Origin of the sequence: Bradyrhizobium sp. ISRA430, assembly GCF_029909975.1 — a bacterium.
In the GTDB taxonomy this organism is placed as follows: domain Bacteria; phylum Pseudomonadota; class Alphaproteobacteria; order Rhizobiales; family Xanthobacteraceae; genus Bradyrhizobium.
The window spans coordinates 2,341,987-2,358,602 of sequence record NZ_CP094516.1; the positions used below are offsets into that span (position 1 = coordinate 2,341,987).

Below are 16,616 nucleotides of genomic sequence, written 5' to 3' on the forward strand. Positions count from 1 at the left end.
GCCTCAACAATCCGTTAAGCACGCCGCCGCTTTGGTGAGACAGCCGGCTCCTCTTCACGCTGCGCGAGGTATCCTTTCGGAACACAAAATTAACCTTCGATTCCCGCGGCCGATCTTAAATCCACACGAATTGGGTGAGGAAACCTTAAGTTAGTCGATGGCAACATAGGTGGCAGCAGGCGAGGACGGCCGGACCTGTTGTTTCAACGCGCCCCAAAAGTTGATGGATCAATTTACATTCCGAAGACGGCGCGAGCATACGTTGAGGGATGAACAGGAGTTGACGATGACCTTGCTCAGGTCCTTTCTTGCCGACGAAAATGGTGCCACCGCCATCGAGTATTGTCTGATTGCCGCTGGTATTGCGCTCGCAATCGTCACCGTCGTGAACAACGTCGGGACGGCACTCCTGAACAACAAGTTCGACTCGATCAACGCGGCCACGAAGTAACCGCCATTTTTGATCCTCCGCCATCTCGCCATTGCGAGCGCAGCGAAGCAATCCAGAATCCCTCAGCGGAAACACCCTGGATTGCTCCGATGCACTCGCAGTGACGGAGTATGATCAACCACGTTCTTCCTTCCAATTGACCGGACTGCGCTGTCCTCGACCTCCGCTGGTCGATCAACCTGTATTTTGGGTGCAGCCGGATAGATGACCGCAGCAAGTCATTGAACTGGGTGCAAGCCGCTGACGACTAAAACTATGGGCTCAGCGGTTTTGAGCTGCGGCCGCGTTGTCGCGTCTGCAGGAGATTGTCATGTTTTTGGACCCAACCGACATAAAGAAGTTTCCCAAGGCAACGAAATTCATACAGGGCATCGACAGCGCCCTAAGCGCACAGCCGAAAATACGGAAGGCATTTTTCGAAGCTTGCATGGCCGATGATCAATTCCAGCCTGCCTCGGTAGCCGAGAACATTGCCAAGAAGGCGCTGAGGTTTGCATCCCCACCACGCGTAGACGTTCACGAGGGGCTGATAAAACCACCGGTGCAAGGCGAGATCGTCGACGCGTGCGGGTTTACGGATACGTTCGGCGTTGCCTTCGGCCGGAAGTCGATCGTTGTTATTACGTCCTTTTGGTTTGATGCATTCGAGGACGGCTTTGACGTTGATCCGACCCGCGCCGGAAATCGGCTGATGAGAACGCTGCTACACGAGCTTGTCCATTGGGTCCGCAACGAGGCCAAGGCGTCCGACGAAATTCTGATCGGTGGATATAAAGGACAGTACAAGGAAGCCGGTCACGTTTTCGAGGAATGGGCCTACGGCACCGCGAATATCTGCACCGAAAACGAAATATGGGCCGCAATCCTTTCGAGGCGGAAGTAAGGGTTTCAGCCGTTCGGGTGCATCCGGACAATCCGATCGGCGACCATAAGAATGAGGGCGGCGAGATCTGCTCTCGGGCGTGGCCAACGCCGGCGCCCGAAGCTGCCCCGGACATGCACCACAGTTCAGGCTGTCAGAGCCGAACCATGCATTGGTCATCGCCGGACGTCAGGGCTCAAGATCCTGAATTTTCCGCTCGCGTACCCGTGAGCAGATTTCGTCAACCGCGCGGAACGAAACAATCGACCTTTGGATCGAAGCCGCTTTCCAGCGACCACGAAGTCACGGCGAAGCATCGCCGAGCTAGCATGGATGCTGTTCTGGTTTGGAGAGGCAACAATGCGGTCGCATCAGACTTTCGTCGCTCCAGTCATCATCCTTTGTTATTCGCTGCTGAGCATCGCCACTCTGGTGATGGTCGGAGCGTGGTAATGTCGGTTAAACGTCCATGCGCGAAGAATTTACATCAATGGCTTTTCTGGCCGTGACCATCGCCGGTGTCGCCCTACTCGGATCGGGTCTGCTTGCACTGGTTTTTGTGGGATAGGCCGCGCGGCGGCTCAGAGCCGCGCATTGAGAGAGTCGATTTCTTTCCAGGCGGGCTGCTGACCGCCGCGCGAAGACTCGGGTGCCGACAGCATCGCATTGTCTCTGACGCGCATGGTTCGTGCCGATTCGGCGCCATCTAGTCCATTCGAGCTAGCCCGCAAAACCCGCCAGGCGCCATGGTGGCGGCCGCCGCGGCCTGCGGCAGCCATCCGCCAGCCCTAAGCCGTACGGTCAACCGGGCCCGCTGTCCGACGACGGGTCAGCTCCGCAGCGTGCACCGCAGAGGACCGCGAGCGCTCGCGATGCGTGGCATGGAGAAGGAGGAGGAACAGGGCGCTCCCTGCCCTGTAGCGTGCAGCGGCACGAGTTGTCTCTCGACCACACATCAACAACTTTCCGGCCTCGTCGCACACGGTCCAGCGCCACGTGCGGCTTCGGCGTCTTATCCCGGTCTCGAACAATCGGAATTCGCTGGTCATGGCGGCTTCCTATGTTTCTGCTTGAGGCAAGGAGACCCACAATAAGCAAAAAGCGTGACAAAGCTGATATAAAGGATGTAACGTCGCGTTCGGAATATTGTGGCCGCAAAGGTGTTGTTAGTAACTTATGCGGCCAAAAAATTCATTTTAGACTTTCCGCGGGAGTCACCTTCTACTTCCGCTTGAGCGAGTTTGCGGCCGATCCCCGCAATTCGCTGTATAGTTGACCAACTCACGATACTCGCGGCAGGTTAGAAATAATGTCGCCTACGTTAGACAGGATCGCGCTTTTTATCGACGGGCCCAATCTCTATGCGACGGCCAAAACGCTGGGCTTCGATATCGACTACAAGCGCCTGCTGAAGGAATTTCAGAGCCGCGGAATGCTGCTGCGGGCTTTCTATTACACCGCGCTCATCGAGGACCAGGAATACTCCTCAATCCGCCCCCTGATCGACTGGCTGGACTACAATGGCTACACCGTCGTCACCAAGGCGACGAAGGAATTCATCGATGCCTCCGGCCGCCGCAAGGTCAAGGGCAACATGGACATCGAGCTCGCGGTCGACGCGATGGAGATCGCTGAGCACATCGATCAGATGGTGCTGTTTTCCGGTGACGGCGATTTTCGCTCGCTGGTCGAGGCCGTGCAGCGTCGCGGCGTGAGGGTGACCGTAGTCTCCACTATCACCAGCCAGCCTCCGATGATCGCGGACGAATTGCGCCGCCAGGCCGACGTCTTCACCGATCTGATCGAGCTCCAGCCGAATGTCGGCCGCGATCCGTCCGGGCGTCCAGTGCTGCGCGAGCGCGAACCACTCCAGCGTGGTCCTGCAAGTCCGAAGGGAAATGATGCGCGGTAACGAGGTCCGCATTATTCCGAAACTCCGGCATTTCCCGAGTGTTTCGGTGCACTGCCACTTTTAGGAAGACTTGTCGCATCGGCGCCGTTCAGTAACACTGCTCCTATTTCACTATTTCATAGAAATTTTTAGGAGGGCATGATGCCCAGGATATTGGAAGTCATGTTGTGGTGTGCCGCGCTCGCTACGTGGCTTATGTTTTTCTTCGCAATCATAGGCGAGTGCTTGAAGCCGCTCTCAAAGAGCATCCGTCGGTTCGTTCAGGGAACTCTCAGAGCCAAAGTGAAGTGACGCAGCGGTGATTCCACGCGCGAGTTGATAGCCGCTACACCAATACTCTGAGGTTCAGCAGGGCGAGCAGCCACGATCATGATGGACGAGCCGAGCCAGGCCCCGGCCGCCCGTGCGGAGGGATATGCTCGCGAAAGGGAATGGGCCGAAGCCGCTATCTTCCGAACTTCCGGTCGAGGGAGAATCGGCCTCCACCGGTTACAAAGATCAGCATCGCGCCTCCCATGATCGAGATATTCTTCAAAAAATTATTGTACTGCCCAATCTGCTGCGAACCGGGCGGATAATCCCAGTAGCGATGGGCGATGGCGGTAGCCGCCAACACAAACAGAAAAACCAAAACCGCGGAGTAGCGCGTACCAACCCCCAATATCAAACCAGCCGATATCAGGACCTCCAGCGCCACGGTCGTCGCGGTGAACAGCTCAGGCGCTGGCAGGTTCAGCGATCTGAAATAGCCCACGGAGCCAGCGAAATTGGTCATTGCTCCGTACGCACTCCCGACGAACACCCATGCAAGCAGGATGCGGCCGATCAGAATCAGGAGGTCGGCGCTCCTACTGGCGAACGCGTCTGCCCGAGAGATTAGCGAGCGAGGATCGAATTGCACTGGCCATTGCCCCATAGCTTTTGTTGTCCGTGGGCGCACGACACTTAACCATCGACAGTAAAGCTAACATAACCAGCGAATGACATGAAGGCAGTTACCGGGTCCTTGATGCGCTGCAAACTTGCAAAGGGCGGCAGCGACACCTTCACTGGCAGGAGCGGCTCCGCCAACACTTTCTTCGGCGATGCGGGCGGCACCATGTCCGGCCATGCTCAGGGCGGCGATGACGAGGCGGTCTTCGCAGGCAATGCTCCGTTCAACGTCAGGGTCCCTAATTTTGCGTATGGCGATGCCCTTACGATGACTGGCAACGCCGTGGGCGGCAACGATCGCCTGACCGGCGGCGCCGCCACCGGCGATGTTCTCAACCAGTTCTACGGCGACGCGAAATCCATGTCCGATTCTGCGCACGGAGGTAACGATACGCTTACTGGCGGCAACGCCACCGGCCCGGGCACGGTGACCAACATTCTTTTCGGCGACGCCGAGTCCTTGTCCGGCTCAGCCAAAGGCGGCGACGATATCCTGTACGCAGGGACCGCGGCCGCTGGCTCCACGGTCACGAACGACATGTGGGGCGACGGGCAATTGAGCGGCGGCGCTCAGGGTGGCGCGGATCTATTCGTGTTCAAGGACTCGGGTTCGATGACAGTTGGGACCCACAACACCATCGAAGACTTCAGCCAGGCCCAACAGGACAAAATTGAGTTTGCCGGTGTGACGGGCGTGCAGTCGTTCGCGAACCTTGTCGTCGCCCAAAGTGGGACTGACACCGTCATCACCGCGGGAGCAGATCAAATCACTCTCCACAACTTCAGCAGCGCGCTAACAGCGAATGACTTTTTGTTCGCCTGAAAGCAGATAGCGCGGCTCGCTCGGGTTGCACTGGCACTGTGTCCGCATGACAGCGTCGGGCGAATGTCCGTTCATGTACAAAAAGCGGTCCGGAACCGTTAAGCGCTTGGCTAACATCACGCCGACACCGGCTGCACGCTCGCGCCGCATAGCTGACCTACCGCAGCCCTCCCGCGGCCGAGCTTTACGCTTCTGGAAAATCCTGATCCTCTGTCTTCCAAATCGGCCGGGCCAACCGGCCTGCTCAGGGGAGAGACGCCATGAAGCTCGGCACTGCGATCGCGGAAATCATGAAGCGCGAGGGGATCGAGATCCTCTGCGGTTATCCGGTCAACCACCTGATCGAGCACGCGGCGAAAGCCGAGATCCGACCCGTGATGGTGCGCCAGGAGCGCGTCGGGATCCACATGGCGGACGCCATCTCCCGCATCACTTCGGGACGCAGCATCGGCGCGTTCTGCATGCAGCACGGCCCCGGCGCGGAGAACGCCATGGGCGGGGTTGCGCAATGCTTCGGCGAGTCCGTGCCTGTGCTGGTGCTGCCCATGGGCTATCAGCGGCGACTGTCGCATGTCGAACCCAACTTCAACTCCAGCGAGGTGATGAAGGCATTTGCCAAGTCCTCCGAGCCGATCATCCTGGCAGCCGAGGTCGCCAACATCTTCCGCCGCGCCTTCACCAAGCTGAAGAACGGCCGTGGCGGTCCTGTCATCGTCGAGATCCCCTCGGACATGTGGAATGAGGACGTGCCGGAGCCCCTCAACTACGCCCCGGTGCTGCGCACCCGCTACGGCGCCGATCCCGTGCATGTGAGGGAAGCCGCAAGCCTCCTCGTCAATGCGAAGCGGCCGGTGATCTATGCCGGCCAGGGCGTGCACTACGCGCAGGCCTGGCCGCAACTGAAGCGGCTCGCCGAACGGCTGGCTATTCCGGTCACAACGAGCCTCGGCGGCAAGTCGTCGTTCCCGGAGACCCATCCGCTGTCGCTCGGCTCCGGCGGTCTCGCGGTGCCGCGCTCTGTGCCGAAATTCTTGGGGGAAGCCGACGTCATCTTCGGCATCGGCTGCTCCTTCACCGAAACCAGCTTCGGCATCGCGATGCCGAAGGGCAAGACCATCATCCATTCCACGCTTGACCCGAACCATCTCAACAAGGATGTCGAAGCCAAAATCGGCCTCGTCGGCGACGCCGGCCTCGTGCTCGATGCGCTGCTGGAGGAGATCGGCAAGACCGTCACATCGGATCGCGATGCCTCAGCGGTCGCGGCCGAGATCGCGGCCTCGCACAAGGAGTGGCTCGCAAAGTGGATGCCGAAGCTCACCAGCAATGACGCGCCGCTCAATCCCTATCGCGTGCTCTGGGACCTCCAGCACACCGTCGACATCCACAACACCATCATCACACACGATGCCGGCAGCCCGCGCGACCAGCTCTCGCCGTTCTGGAAGGCCGTCGAGCCCCTCTCCTATCTCGGCTGGGGCAAGACGACGCAGCTCGGCTACGGCCTCGGGCTTGCGATGGGCGCCAAGCTCGCAAAGCCCGACAAGCTCTGTATCAACGTCTGGGGCGATGCCGCGATCGGCTTCACGGGGATGGATTTCGAGACCGCGGTGCGCGAGCGCATTCCGATCATGTCGATCCTGCTCAACAATTTCTCGATGGCGATCGAGCTGAAGGTGATGCCGGTCTCGACCGAAAAATACCGCTCGACCGACATTTCCGGGGACTATGCCGCGATGGCGCGCGCCTTCGGCGGCCATGGCGAGCGGGTGACTAAGCCGGAGGACATCGTGCCCGCGATCAGGCGCGGCATCCAAAAGACGCGGGAGGGCGTCCCGGTGCTGCTGGAGTTCATCACCAGCAAGGAGACCGAGGTGTCGCGGCCGGGCACCTGAAACCTCTACTTGAGTCTTGGCCAAGCGGGCTTTTGGCGCTAAAGGCGCGGCCGTGGGACTGGCTCCCGGCCGCACCGGACGATCAATGACCGCGCTTTCCGAGGATATGGCTGCCGCGCTGAAGCGCAGGATCGACGAGCTCGAGCAGCAACTCAACTCCGGCGCGGCCGAGAAAGCGCGGCTGGCCGACGAGAAGCGGCAAGCCCTCGAACGGCTGGCCGCAACGGCCGACGTCCTGAAAGTCATCGCAGCCTCCCCGTCCGATGCACGGCCGGTGTTCGAGGCGATCGCCACCAGCTCCAAGCGTCTGCTCGGCGGCTTCTCGGCCACCGTGCTTCAGTTCATCGGCGACGAGCTCCATCTGGTGGCCTACACGCCCACGAGCCCCGAAGCCGACCGGGGATTGAAGGCCTCGTTTCCGCGGCGGATCGCGGACTTTCCGACCTTTGAACTGGTGCGCGGCGGCAAGACGATCCAGTTTCCCGACAGCGAGGCCGACGACGTCCCGCAGCTCAACAGGGAGCTGGCGCGGCTGCGCGGCTTCCGCAGCGTCCTGTTCGCGCCGCTGATGAACCGGGGAACGCCGGTCGGCATGATCAGCGTCACGCGCGCCGCGCCCGGCGCCTTCGCCGCCGAGCACGTGCAGTTGCTTCAGACGTTCGCCGACCAGGCCGTGATCGCGATCGAGAACGCGCGGCTCTTCAACGAGACGCGGGAGGCGCTGGAGCGCCAGACCGCGACCGCCGACATCCTGAAGGTGATGGCGGCCTCACCGGCCGACGTGCACCCGGTGTTCCAGGCCATCGCGTCCAACGCCAACCGGCTGATCGGCGGCTTTTCCACCGCTGTGCTTCGCTATATCGACGGCGCCGCACATCTGGCGGCCTTCACGCCGACCGACCCGGCCGGCGATCGCGTGCTGCAGGCATCGTTCCCGGTGCCATTCGCGCAATTCCCGCCATATCAGCTCGTGGCGAATGGCACGGCAGCGCAACTGCCCGACACCGAGGTCGAGCCAGCGGCGCGGGACATCGCGCGCGCCCGCGGCTTTCGCAGCATGCTGTTCGCTCCGCTGATGAGCGAGGGGCAGGCCATCGGCGTCATCATCGCGACGCGCAAGGCCACCGGCCCATTCAGCGAGCACCATGTCAGGTTGCTCCAGACCTTCGCCGACCAGGCGGCGATCGCAGTCAAGAATGTCGGCCTGTTCAACGCGACCAGGGAGGCGCTGGAACGGCAAACCGCAACCGCCGACATCCTCAAGGTGATTGCCGCCTCGCCGGCGGATGTCACGCCAGTGTTCCAGGCCATCTCCGACAGCGCCAAGGCGCTGATCGGGGGACATTCCTCCACCGTCACACGCGTCATCGACGGCATGCTGCATCTGGAGGCCTTCACCACCGACAATGAAGCCGGCAATGAGGATCTGCTCCGCTCATTCCCGACACCGTTGTCGGCGTCCGGCATCCACAGCCGGGTGGCGACGAGCGGACAATTCGCGTTCCGCACCGATATGCAGACCGAACCCGACCTCACCGAGGCAATGAGGGCGCTTGCGCGAGCCAGAGGCTATCGCAGCATCCTGGTGGTCCCGATGCTGCGCGATGGCACTGCGATCGGCACCATCGGCGTCACGCGACCGGAGGCCGGTCATTTCCCGGACAAAGCGATCAGCTTGCTCAAGACCTTCGCAGACCAAGCGGTGATCGCCATCGAGAACACGCGGCTGTTCAACGAGGTTCAGGCCCGCACCAGCGACTTAGCGAAGTCGCTCGACGATCTGCGCGCCGCGCAGGACCGCCTGATCCAGACTGAAAAACTCGCATCGCTAGGTCAGCTCACCGCCGGCATCGCACACGAGATCAAGAACCCGCTCAACTTCATCAACAATTTCGCCGCGCTCTCTGTCGAGCTCGCCGACGAGGTGAACGAGGTGCTCGCAGCCGTCACGACGCTCACGGGCGACGTCCGTGCCGATATCGACGAGCTGACCGCTCTCTTGAAGGACAACCTGCAAAAGGTGGTGCAGCACGGCAAGCGCGCCGATTCCATCGTCAAGAACATGCTGCTGCATTCGCGTGAGGGCGGCGGCGAGCACGGCCCGGCCGACATCAACGCGCTGGTCGAGGAGAGCCTGAATCTCGCCTATCACGGCGCACGCGCTGAGAAGCCGCAGTTCGACGTCACGCTCAAGCGCGATCTCGATCCCGAGGCCGGGACGGCCGAGATATTTCCGCAGGAAATCACCCGCGTGCTGCTGAACCTGATCTCGAACGGCTTCTATGCGGTGCTCAAACGCGGCAGCCACGTCGGCGGAGATTTCGAGCCCACGCTGAGCGCCGCAACCCGCGACCGCGGCAGCCATGTCGAGATCCGCATCCGCGACAACGGCATGGGCATCCCGCCGGAGGTGAAGGAGAAGATGTTCAATCCCTTCTTCACGACGAAGCCGGCCGGCGAAGGCACCGGCCTCGGCCTCTCCATCAGCCACGACATCGTCGTCAAGCAGCACGGCGGCACGCTCGATATCGAGACCAAGCCCGGCGAGTTCACCGAGTTCAGAATCCTGCTGCCGCGCAAGAGCAATTTTCCGGACTGAGGCAAGGATTCGCCCTGACAGCGAGATACCGCTCCGCCGATATCTCCGGCGCCAAAATCGCCAAAAGCACCCTAGCCCCTTCGCGCCCGGGATGGAATAATCGACCTCAGAACAGGCCGTTAAGGATTGGGCCGAGCCGCCGAATTGTCCGGTGACATGGATTTCCCAAGAATGACTGCGCTTCCCCAGGACGTTGAAGCCGATCTCAGGCGCAGAATTCTGGAGCTTGAGCGGCGGCTGGAAACGAGCACCGCGGAGCGCGGCGCGGCGGTCGAGCGGCAGACCGCGACATCAGACATCTTGAAGGTGATCGCCAGCTCTCCCTCCGATGTGCAGCCGGTGTTTGATGCAATCGTCACCAGCGCCAAGCGGCTGCTTGGAAGCTTTTCGAGCACCGTCTTCAGCGTCATTGACGGCATGGCCCACCTGAAGGCGTACACACCGACGACCCCCGAGGCAGATGAAATCCTGAAGTCGACCTTCCCGCGGGCAGTTGCCGATTTCGTGCCGTTTCAGATGACGCAGGCCGGAGAGGTTATGCAAATCCCCGATACGGACGCCGAAGCGAACGCGATCGGGGACATTGCGCGGGCACGCGGCTACCGAAGCATGCTTTTCGTACCGCTGATGAACAAGGGCGTGCCGATCGGGCAGATCAGCGTCACCCGCGTTCAGCCCGGCAGGTTCGCCGACCATGACATCCAGTTGTTGCAGACCTTCGCCGACCAGGCCGTGATTGCGATCGAGAACGTGCGCCTGTTCGACGAGGTGCAGCAGCGCACCAACGATTTAGGCGAATCTCTGCGGCAGCAGACGGCGATCGGGGACGTGCTGAAAACCATCAGCCGCTCGACATTCGAGCTGCAGCCGGTGCTCGATACGCTAGTGGCGACCGCAGCGCGGCTGTGCGAGGCCGAGATGGCGTTCATCATGCGGCGCGAGGGCGATGTGTACCGCGCCGGCGCAGCGGTCGGCTACACCACGGCATATATCGAGTTCCTCAAGAACCATCCGATCACGGCCGATCGAGGCACCATCACTGGACGCGCCGTGCTCGACCGGCGCACCGTGCAGATCCTCGACGTCGCAACTGATCCCGAATATACCTTGAACGAGTCGGTCACCCTCGCCAGCCAGCACACCGCACTTTGCGTGCCGCTGCTCCGCGAGAACGAGCCGATCGGAACCATCGTGCTGGCACGCCAGCGTGTCGAGCCGTTCACGCAAAAGCAGGTCGATCTTGTCACGACGTTTGCCGACCAGGCCGTGATTGCGATCGAAAATGTGCGCCTGTTCGATCAGCTTCGGCAGCGCACCGATGATCTCACCGAAGCCCTCACCTACCAGACCGGCAGCGCCGACATCCTGAACGTTATCGCTTCCTCGCCAACCGATGTCGGGCCGGTCCTGAAGGCGATCGTCGAAAGCGCATGCGAGCTTTGCGAAGCTTATGACGCCGTTGCGATCCTGACGGACGGAAACGACCTGTCGGTCAGTGCGCATCACGGACCGATTCCGATGGGTCAGCAACAATGGACAAACGATCGCACCTCGGTTTCCGGGCGCGCTATTGCGGATCATTTGCCCATACATTTGCACGATGTTCTATCCGATGAAGGCGCGTCATTCCCGACCGCGCAGGAGATGTCGAGCCGTGACGGCTGCCGCACCATGCTGGCTATGCCGCTTTTGCGCGAGAAGGAAAGCATTGGCGCGATCGTTCTCCGCCGCAGGGAGGTGCATCCCTTCACCGACAAGCAGATCGCATTGCTCAAGACCTTCGCCGACCAGGCCGTGATTGCGATCGGCAATGTCCGCCTGTTCGAGGAAGTGCAGGCGCGGACGCGCGAGCTTACCGAAGCACTGGAGCAGCAGACCGCGACATCGGAGGTGCTGAGCGTCATCAGCCGATCGGCCGGCGATCTCGCGCCGGTGTTCGAGGCGATGCTGAGCAAGGCAATGCAGCTCTGCGGCGCCAGTTTCGGCGTGCTCAACACCTACGATGGAGCGCACTTCCACACAGCGGCCACTTACGGCCTGCCGTCCGCTTACGATGAGTTCCGGCGCCAGATGCCACTCAATTATGGTCCGGCCACCGCGCCTGCGCGCCTTTTGAAGGGGGAAGCGTTCGTCGAAATCGCCGACCTGCTCGAGTCAGAGGCCTATCGCAGCGGAGAGCCGAACCGGCGGGCGCTGGTCGATCTCGGCGGCGCGCGCTGCGTGCTCGCGGTGCCGCTGTTGAAGGACGAGCGAGTGGTCGGCAACGTTATGATCTTCCGACAGGAAAACCGGCGTTTTTCCGAGAAGCAGATCGCGCTCCTGCAGCAATTTGCTGCCCAGGCGGTCATCGCCATAGAGAACACGCGGCTGCTCAGCGAATTGCGCCAGCGCACCGAGGATTTGACCGAGGCGCTGCAGCAGCAAACCGCGACCGCAGACGTGCTCAAGGTGATCAGCCGCTCGGCCTTCGACCTGCAGTCCGTGCTCGATACGCTGGTCGAATCGGCGGCACGGCTATGCGAAGCGGATATGGCGGCAATTACCCGCAAGACCGGCAATGTCTATTTCCGGGCGGGTTCCTACGGCTTCCCGGCCGAATTCGCCGAATATGCAAGGGATCTCCCGGTCCGGCCGGACAAGCGCACCATCACGGGCCGGACCTTGCTCGGTGACAAGGTGGTCCATGTCACCGACGTGCTCGAAGATCCTGACTACTTCTTTGAAGGCCAGGAACTGAGCGGCAATCCGCGTAGCTTTCTTGGTGTACCGTTGCTGCGCGAAGGCAGCCCGGTCGGCGCCATTGTCCTCGCGCGTCGAGCAGTCCGGCCGTTCAGCGAAAAGCAGATCGAACTCGTTACAAGCTTCGCCGACCAAGCCGTCATCGCGATCGAGAATGTACGCCTCTTCGACGAAGTGCAGGCGCGCACCAAAGAACTTGCCGCCTCGCTCGATGACCTCCGCACCGCGCAGGACCGCCTGATCCAGACGGAAAAGCTCGCTTCCCTCGGCCAGCTCACCGCCGGCATCGCACACGAGATCAAGAACCCGCTCAACTTCGTCAATAATTTTGCCGAGCTGTCATCGGAATTAACGGACGAGCTCAACGATGTTCTGAAGTCGGCCAGTCTCACCGGCAAGCTCCGCGACGAAGTCGATGATTTGACGGCCATTTTGAAGGATAACCTGCAGAAGGTGGTGCAGCACGGCAAGCGCGCCGATTCCATCGTCAAGAACATGCTGCTGCATTCGCGTGAGGGCAGCGGCGAGCACGGACTGGCCGACGTCAACACGCTGGTCGAGGAGAGCCTGAATCTCGCCTATCACGGCGCACGCGCTGAGAAGCCGCAGTTCGACGTCACGCTCAAGCGCGATCTCGATCCCGAGGCCGGGACGGCCGAGATATTTCCGCAGGAAATCACCCGCGTGCTGCTGAACCTGATCTCGAACGGCTTCTATGCGGTGCTCAAGCGCGGCAGCCAGGCCGGCGGAGATTTCGAGCCCACGCTGAGCGCCGCAACCCGCGACCGCGGCAGCCATGTCGAGATCCGCATCCGCGACAACGGCACGGGCATCCCGGCGGAGGTGAAGGAGAAGATGTTCAATCCGTTCTTCACGACGAAGCCGGCTGGCGAAGGCACCGGTCTCGGCCTCTCCATCAGCCACGACATCGTCGTCAAGCAGCACGGCGGCACGCTCGATGTCGAGACCAAGCCCGGCGAGTTCACCGAGTTCAGAATCCTGTTGCCGCGCAAGAGCAATTTTTCGGACGAGAACAGAGGATAGCCGTATCGTAGGTTCTACGGGATTAGGAAAATCGTCGCTCGATGGGTGCTTTCAAGAATCTGGCGTGGCTCATTCGGTGGCAATTGCTCTCGCTGTCCGGCGTCGGCCTCATGCTGGGCGCCCTTTTCTTCGCGGCCGCGCTGACGCCGACGCTGATTCCGCGAAGCTATCTCACCCAAGGCGTCCTCGCCGGCGCCTGCTTTGCGATCGGCTACCTCGCCGGCACACTCTGGCGTTGGATGTGGCACTATCTCGAGTTGCCCGAACCTTCGGCGCGCGCAAGGTCGATCGCCAATGCACTGGTCGCGGCCGGCTGCCTGCTCGTCGTCATCATCTATCTGTGGCGGGCCGCGGAATGGCAGAACTCGATCCGCGCAGTCATGAAGATGGCGCCGGTCGATACCGCACATCCGCTCAAGGTCTGCCTCATCGCGCTGCTCACATTCGTCGCGCTTCTGGCGCTGGGGCGGCTGTTCGCGCTTGTCGCCCGCGTCCTCGCCGCGCGCACAACGCGCGTCATTCCGCAAAGAATCGCTAACGTCATCGGCGTGCTCGTTGCCGGCCTCTTGTTCTGGTCGATCGCCAACAATCTCCTGATCCGCACGGCGTTTCGCGCGCTCGATTCGTCCTTCCGCGAATTCGACGCACTTCTCGAGCCCGAGCGGCCGCAACCGACGGCGCCTGGGAAGACGGGAAGCGCTGCGTCGCTGGTGAAGTGGAAGCAGCTCGGACGTGCGGGGCGCGAGTTCGTTGCCTCAGGTCCGACCGCAGCGGAGATCAGCGCCCTCACGGGGAAACCCGCGAAGGACCCCGTACGTGTTTATGTCGGTCTCGGCGGCGGTAACACGGCTAAGGCGCGCGCCAGGCTTGCGCTCGACGAGCTCAAACGCCAGCACGGATTTGAACGCGCGGTCCTGATCGTCATCACGCCAACCGGCACCGGCTGGATCGACCCCGCCGCGATGAATTCGGTCGAATATCTCCACCATGGCGACGTTGCAAGCGTTGCGGTGCAGTACTCCTATCTCAACAGCCCGCTGTCTCTGCTATTCCAGCCCGAATACGGCGCGGAAGCCGCGCGCGCCCTATTCTCCGAAATCTACGGCTACTGGACGACGCTGCCGAGGGACAAGCGGCCAAAACTTTACCTGCATGGGCTCAGCCTCGGCGCCATGAACTCGGAAAAATCCGCGGAGCTGTTCGAAACGATAGGCGATCCGATAGCCGGCGCGCTGTGGAGCGGGCCGCCGTTCGAGAGCCGCATCTGGCGCTCGGTTACAGCGAACCGCAATCAGGGCTCGCCGGCCTGGCTGCCGGAGTTTCGTGATGGCCGCTTCGTGCGCTTCATGAATCAGAACGGGCCGACGGTCCCGGCGGATGCGCCCTGGGGCGCGCTGCGCGTCGTCTATCTGCAATATGCCAGTGACCCGATCGTGTTGTTCGCCTACCGCGACGCCTACCAGGTCCCGGCCTGGATGGCAGCGCCGCGCGGGCCCGACGTGTCACCGGAGCTGCGCTGGTATCCCGTCGTCACGATGCTGCAACTCGCGCTCGACATGGCGGTCGCAACCAACACGCCGATGGGCTTTGGCCATGTCTACGCGCCCGAGCATTACGTCGATGCCTGGGTCGCGGTGACCGACGTCCAGGACTGGTCTGCCGACGCGCTGGCGCGGCTCAAAGATCACCTTGCCGCGGAGGCGCGGAAGGCAAACGAAGGCAGCGCGAACGACAACCCCTATGCCGGCCGCGGGGGATAGGACCGGTTGGTGACAAGCGGATTGCGTTCGATCCGTTTAAGGAGCTGCGGATGGGTCATATCTATTGACCGGCTTTCGTCGAGATATCGCAGGCCATATCGCCGCACTATGTTAGCCAAAAAGAACAATCCAGGGGAGCGAGGCTGATCTCTCATAGGAATCGGCCTGATCTAACCGGAAAACCAAACGGAGGAGGATTCGCAGATGAACACGCCCAGTCGTGTCACGCGACGCCGGCTCCTGAAGGACACGGGGCTCGCCCTTCTCGCAGCCGGTTCAGCACCGGTACTTTCGACACCATTCATCTCCCGCGCCATGGCCGACACAAAAACGCTGTCCATCGTGCAGTGGAGTCACTTCGTGCCGGCCTATGATAAATGGTTCGACAATTTCGCCAGGGATTGGGGAACCCAGAACCACATCGAAGTCACAGTCGACCATATCCCCGTTGCAGACGTTGCCGCACGCGCTGCCGCCGAGGCATCGGCCGGATCCGGCCACGATCTGTTCGGGTGGAACGGAGCCGGCGGCGCGCACCTCTACCGCAAGTTCCTCGTCGATGTGACGGACCTCGTCGAGTCGGTGGAGAAGAAATACGGCAAGATCACCGTCATCGGACGGCAGATCGGCTACAACCAGGACGACAAGACGTGGTCCGCATTCCCCGACTACTACATCAATTTCCCGGTGATGTACCGCAAGAGCCTGTGGGACGGGATCGGGGTGGTGCCCGACACGTGGGACAATGTGCGGATCGGCGGCGCGAAGCTGAAACAGAAGGGCAACCCGGTCGGGATTTCGCTCGGCCACAGCAACGACCCCAATACGACCTGGCGCGGCCTGCTCTGGAGCTATGGCGGCGCATTCCAGGACGAGAGCGGAAAGCATGTGGTGCTCGACAGCAAGGAGACGGTCGAGGCGGTCAAATTCGTCGCGGCCCTCTACAAGGAAGCGATGACGGCGGAAGTGCTCTCATGGAGTGACGCCAGCAACAATCAGTACATCGACTCCGGCGTCAGCTCGCTGATCATCAACCCGATCTCCGCCTATCGGACGGCACAGCAGCTCAACAAGAAAGTTGCTGACGACATCTTCGTGATGAAGCCGCCCAAAGGCCCCGTTCGTCAGATCATGGGCGGTGCCGCCGAGTTCTATGGCATCTGGAAGTTCGCCAAGAACAAGGAGACGGCGCTCGAGTTCCTGAAATACTACGCCGACAACTGGATCGAAGCCTTCAAGGCCAGCTCGGGTTACAACAACCCCACCTTCGCCAACATCGTCCCAAAACCGATGCCGCTGTTGTCCGACGATCCGACGTCGACACCACGTGACAAGCTGTCTGTGCTGCAGACCTCCGACGAATGGTCCGCCGTGCCCGGCTATCCCGGACCGGCATGGCCAGCCACTGACGAGATCTACAACAACTTCATCGTCTGCGACATGATGGCGAAAGCTGCGACCGGAGCAATGACTGCCGAACAGGCTGTCAAATGGGCCGCACAGCAATGCGAGGCCATCTTCGACAAGTGGCTGCACAGATCGTGAATGACGATTGCGCCTGCGAACCGCATGCACAGGCGGTTCGGAGGCGAGCCTCC

General features: G+C 61.4%; 10 protein-coding genes. 9 read left to right on the top strand and 1 reads right to left on the bottom strand.

What is annotated here, in order from left to right:
* Nucleotides 1-286 precede the first annotated feature (286 nt).
* The 3 genes from MTX21_RS11585 to MTX21_RS11595 all read left to right on the top strand — a co-directional run bounded on the left by MTX21_RS11585 (nucleotide 287) and on the right by MTX21_RS11595 (nucleotide 3,225).
* Nucleotides 287-451, top strand: coding sequence for a Flp family type IVb pilin (locus tag MTX21_RS11585; RefSeq protein ID WP_280964936.1), 165 nt, complete (start codon nucleotides 287-289; stop codon nucleotides 449-451).
* 310 nt (nucleotides 452-761) lie between these two features.
* Nucleotides 762-1,334, top strand: coding sequence for a hypothetical protein (locus tag MTX21_RS11590; protein WP_280964937.1), 573 nt, complete (start codon nucleotides 762-764; stop codon nucleotides 1,332-1,334).
* Nucleotides 1,335-2,622: 1,288 nt separating this feature from the next.
* Nucleotides 2,623-3,225, top strand: a complete 603-nt coding sequence (locus MTX21_RS11595; RefSeq protein ID WP_280964938.1) for an NYN domain-containing protein — start codon at nucleotides 2,623-2,625, stop codon at nucleotides 3,223-3,225.
* A 445-nt stretch (nucleotides 3,226-3,670) separates the two neighbouring features.
* Here MTX21_RS11595 and MTX21_RS11600 read toward each other — a convergent pair whose 3' ends face one another.
* Nucleotides 3,671-4,000, bottom strand: a complete 330-nt coding sequence (locus MTX21_RS11600) for a DoxX family protein (RefSeq protein WP_280964939.1) — start codon at nucleotides 3,998-4,000, stop codon at nucleotides 3,671-3,673.
* A gap of 210 nt (nucleotides 4,001-4,210) precedes the next feature.
* Here MTX21_RS11600 and MTX21_RS11605 point away from each other — a divergent pair, with 210 nt between their 5' ends.
* The 6 genes from MTX21_RS11605 to MTX21_RS11630 all read left to right on the top strand — a co-directional run bounded on the left by MTX21_RS11605 (nucleotide 4,211) and on the right by MTX21_RS11630 (nucleotide 16,563).
* Complete coding sequence (locus MTX21_RS11605; RefSeq protein WP_280964940.1) at nucleotides 4,211-4,981, top strand: hypothetical protein; 771 nt, start codon at nucleotides 4,211-4,213, stop codon at nucleotides 4,979-4,981.
* Nucleotides 4,982-5,241: 260 nt separating this feature from the next.
* Nucleotides 5,242-6,876, top strand: coding sequence for a thiamine pyrophosphate-requiring protein (locus MTX21_RS11610; protein ID WP_280964941.1), 1,635 nt, complete (start codon nucleotides 5,242-5,244; stop codon nucleotides 6,874-6,876).
* 85 nt (nucleotides 6,877-6,961) lie between these two features.
* Nucleotides 6,962-9,475 (top strand): GAF domain-containing protein, encoded by a 2,514-nt coding sequence (locus MTX21_RS11615; RefSeq protein WP_280964942.1) that lies wholly within the window; start codon nucleotides 6,962-6,964, stop codon nucleotides 9,473-9,475.
* Nucleotides 9,476-9,646: 171 nt separating this feature from the next.
* On the top strand, nucleotides 9,647-13,258 hold the full coding sequence (locus tag MTX21_RS11620; protein WP_280964943.1) for a GAF domain-containing protein: 3,612 nt from the start codon (nucleotides 9,647-9,649) through the stop codon (nucleotides 13,256-13,258).
* 41 nt (nucleotides 13,259-13,299) lie between these two features.
* Entirely contained in the window at nucleotides 13,300-15,018 is a 1,719-nt protein-coding gene (locus MTX21_RS11625; protein WP_280964944.1) for an alpha/beta-hydrolase family protein, read from the top strand.
* Nucleotides 15,019-15,222: 204 nt separating this feature from the next.
* The gene (locus tag MTX21_RS11630) at nucleotides 15,223-16,563 is read left to right on the top strand and encodes an extracellular solute-binding protein (RefSeq protein ID WP_280964945.1); all 1,341 of its coding nucleotides are present in this window, start codon (nucleotides 15,223-15,225) and stop codon (nucleotides 16,561-16,563) included.
* Nucleotides 16,564-16,616 lie beyond the last annotated feature (53 nt).

Bases quoted from the DNA above. Each gene is read 5' to 3' on its own strand.
- MTX21_RS11585 (WP_280964936.1), top strand. From the start codon at position 287: ATGACCTTGCTCAGGTCCTTTCTTGCCGACGAAAATGGTGCCACCGCC.
- MTX21_RS11590 (WP_280964937.1), top strand. From the start codon at position 762: ATGTTTTTGGACCCAACCGACATAAAGAAGTTTCCCAAGGCAACGAAA.
- MTX21_RS11595 (WP_280964938.1), top strand. From the start codon at position 2,623: ATGTCGCCTACGTTAGACAGGATCGCGCTTTTTATCGACGGGCCCAAT.
- MTX21_RS11600 (WP_280964939.1), bottom strand. From the start codon at position 4,000: ATGACCAATTTCGCTGGCTCCGTGGGCTATTTCAGATCGCTGAACCTG.
- MTX21_RS11605 (WP_280964940.1), top strand. From the start codon at position 4,211: ATGAAGGCAGTTACCGGGTCCTTGATGCGCTGCAAACTTGCAAAGGGC.
- MTX21_RS11610 (WP_280964941.1), top strand. From the start codon at position 5,242: ATGAAGCTCGGCACTGCGATCGCGGAAATCATGAAGCGCGAGGGGATC.
- MTX21_RS11615 (WP_280964942.1), top strand. From the start codon at position 6,962: ATGACCGCGCTTTCCGAGGATATGGCTGCCGCGCTGAAGCGCAGGATC.
- MTX21_RS11620 (WP_280964943.1), top strand. From the start codon at position 9,647: ATGACTGCGCTTCCCCAGGACGTTGAAGCCGATCTCAGGCGCAGAATT.
- MTX21_RS11625 (WP_280964944.1), top strand. From the start codon at position 13,300: ATGGGTGCTTTCAAGAATCTGGCGTGGCTCATTCGGTGGCAATTGCTC.
- MTX21_RS11630 (WP_280964945.1), top strand. From the start codon at position 15,223: ATGAACACGCCCAGTCGTGTCACGCGACGCCGGCTCCTGAAGGACACG.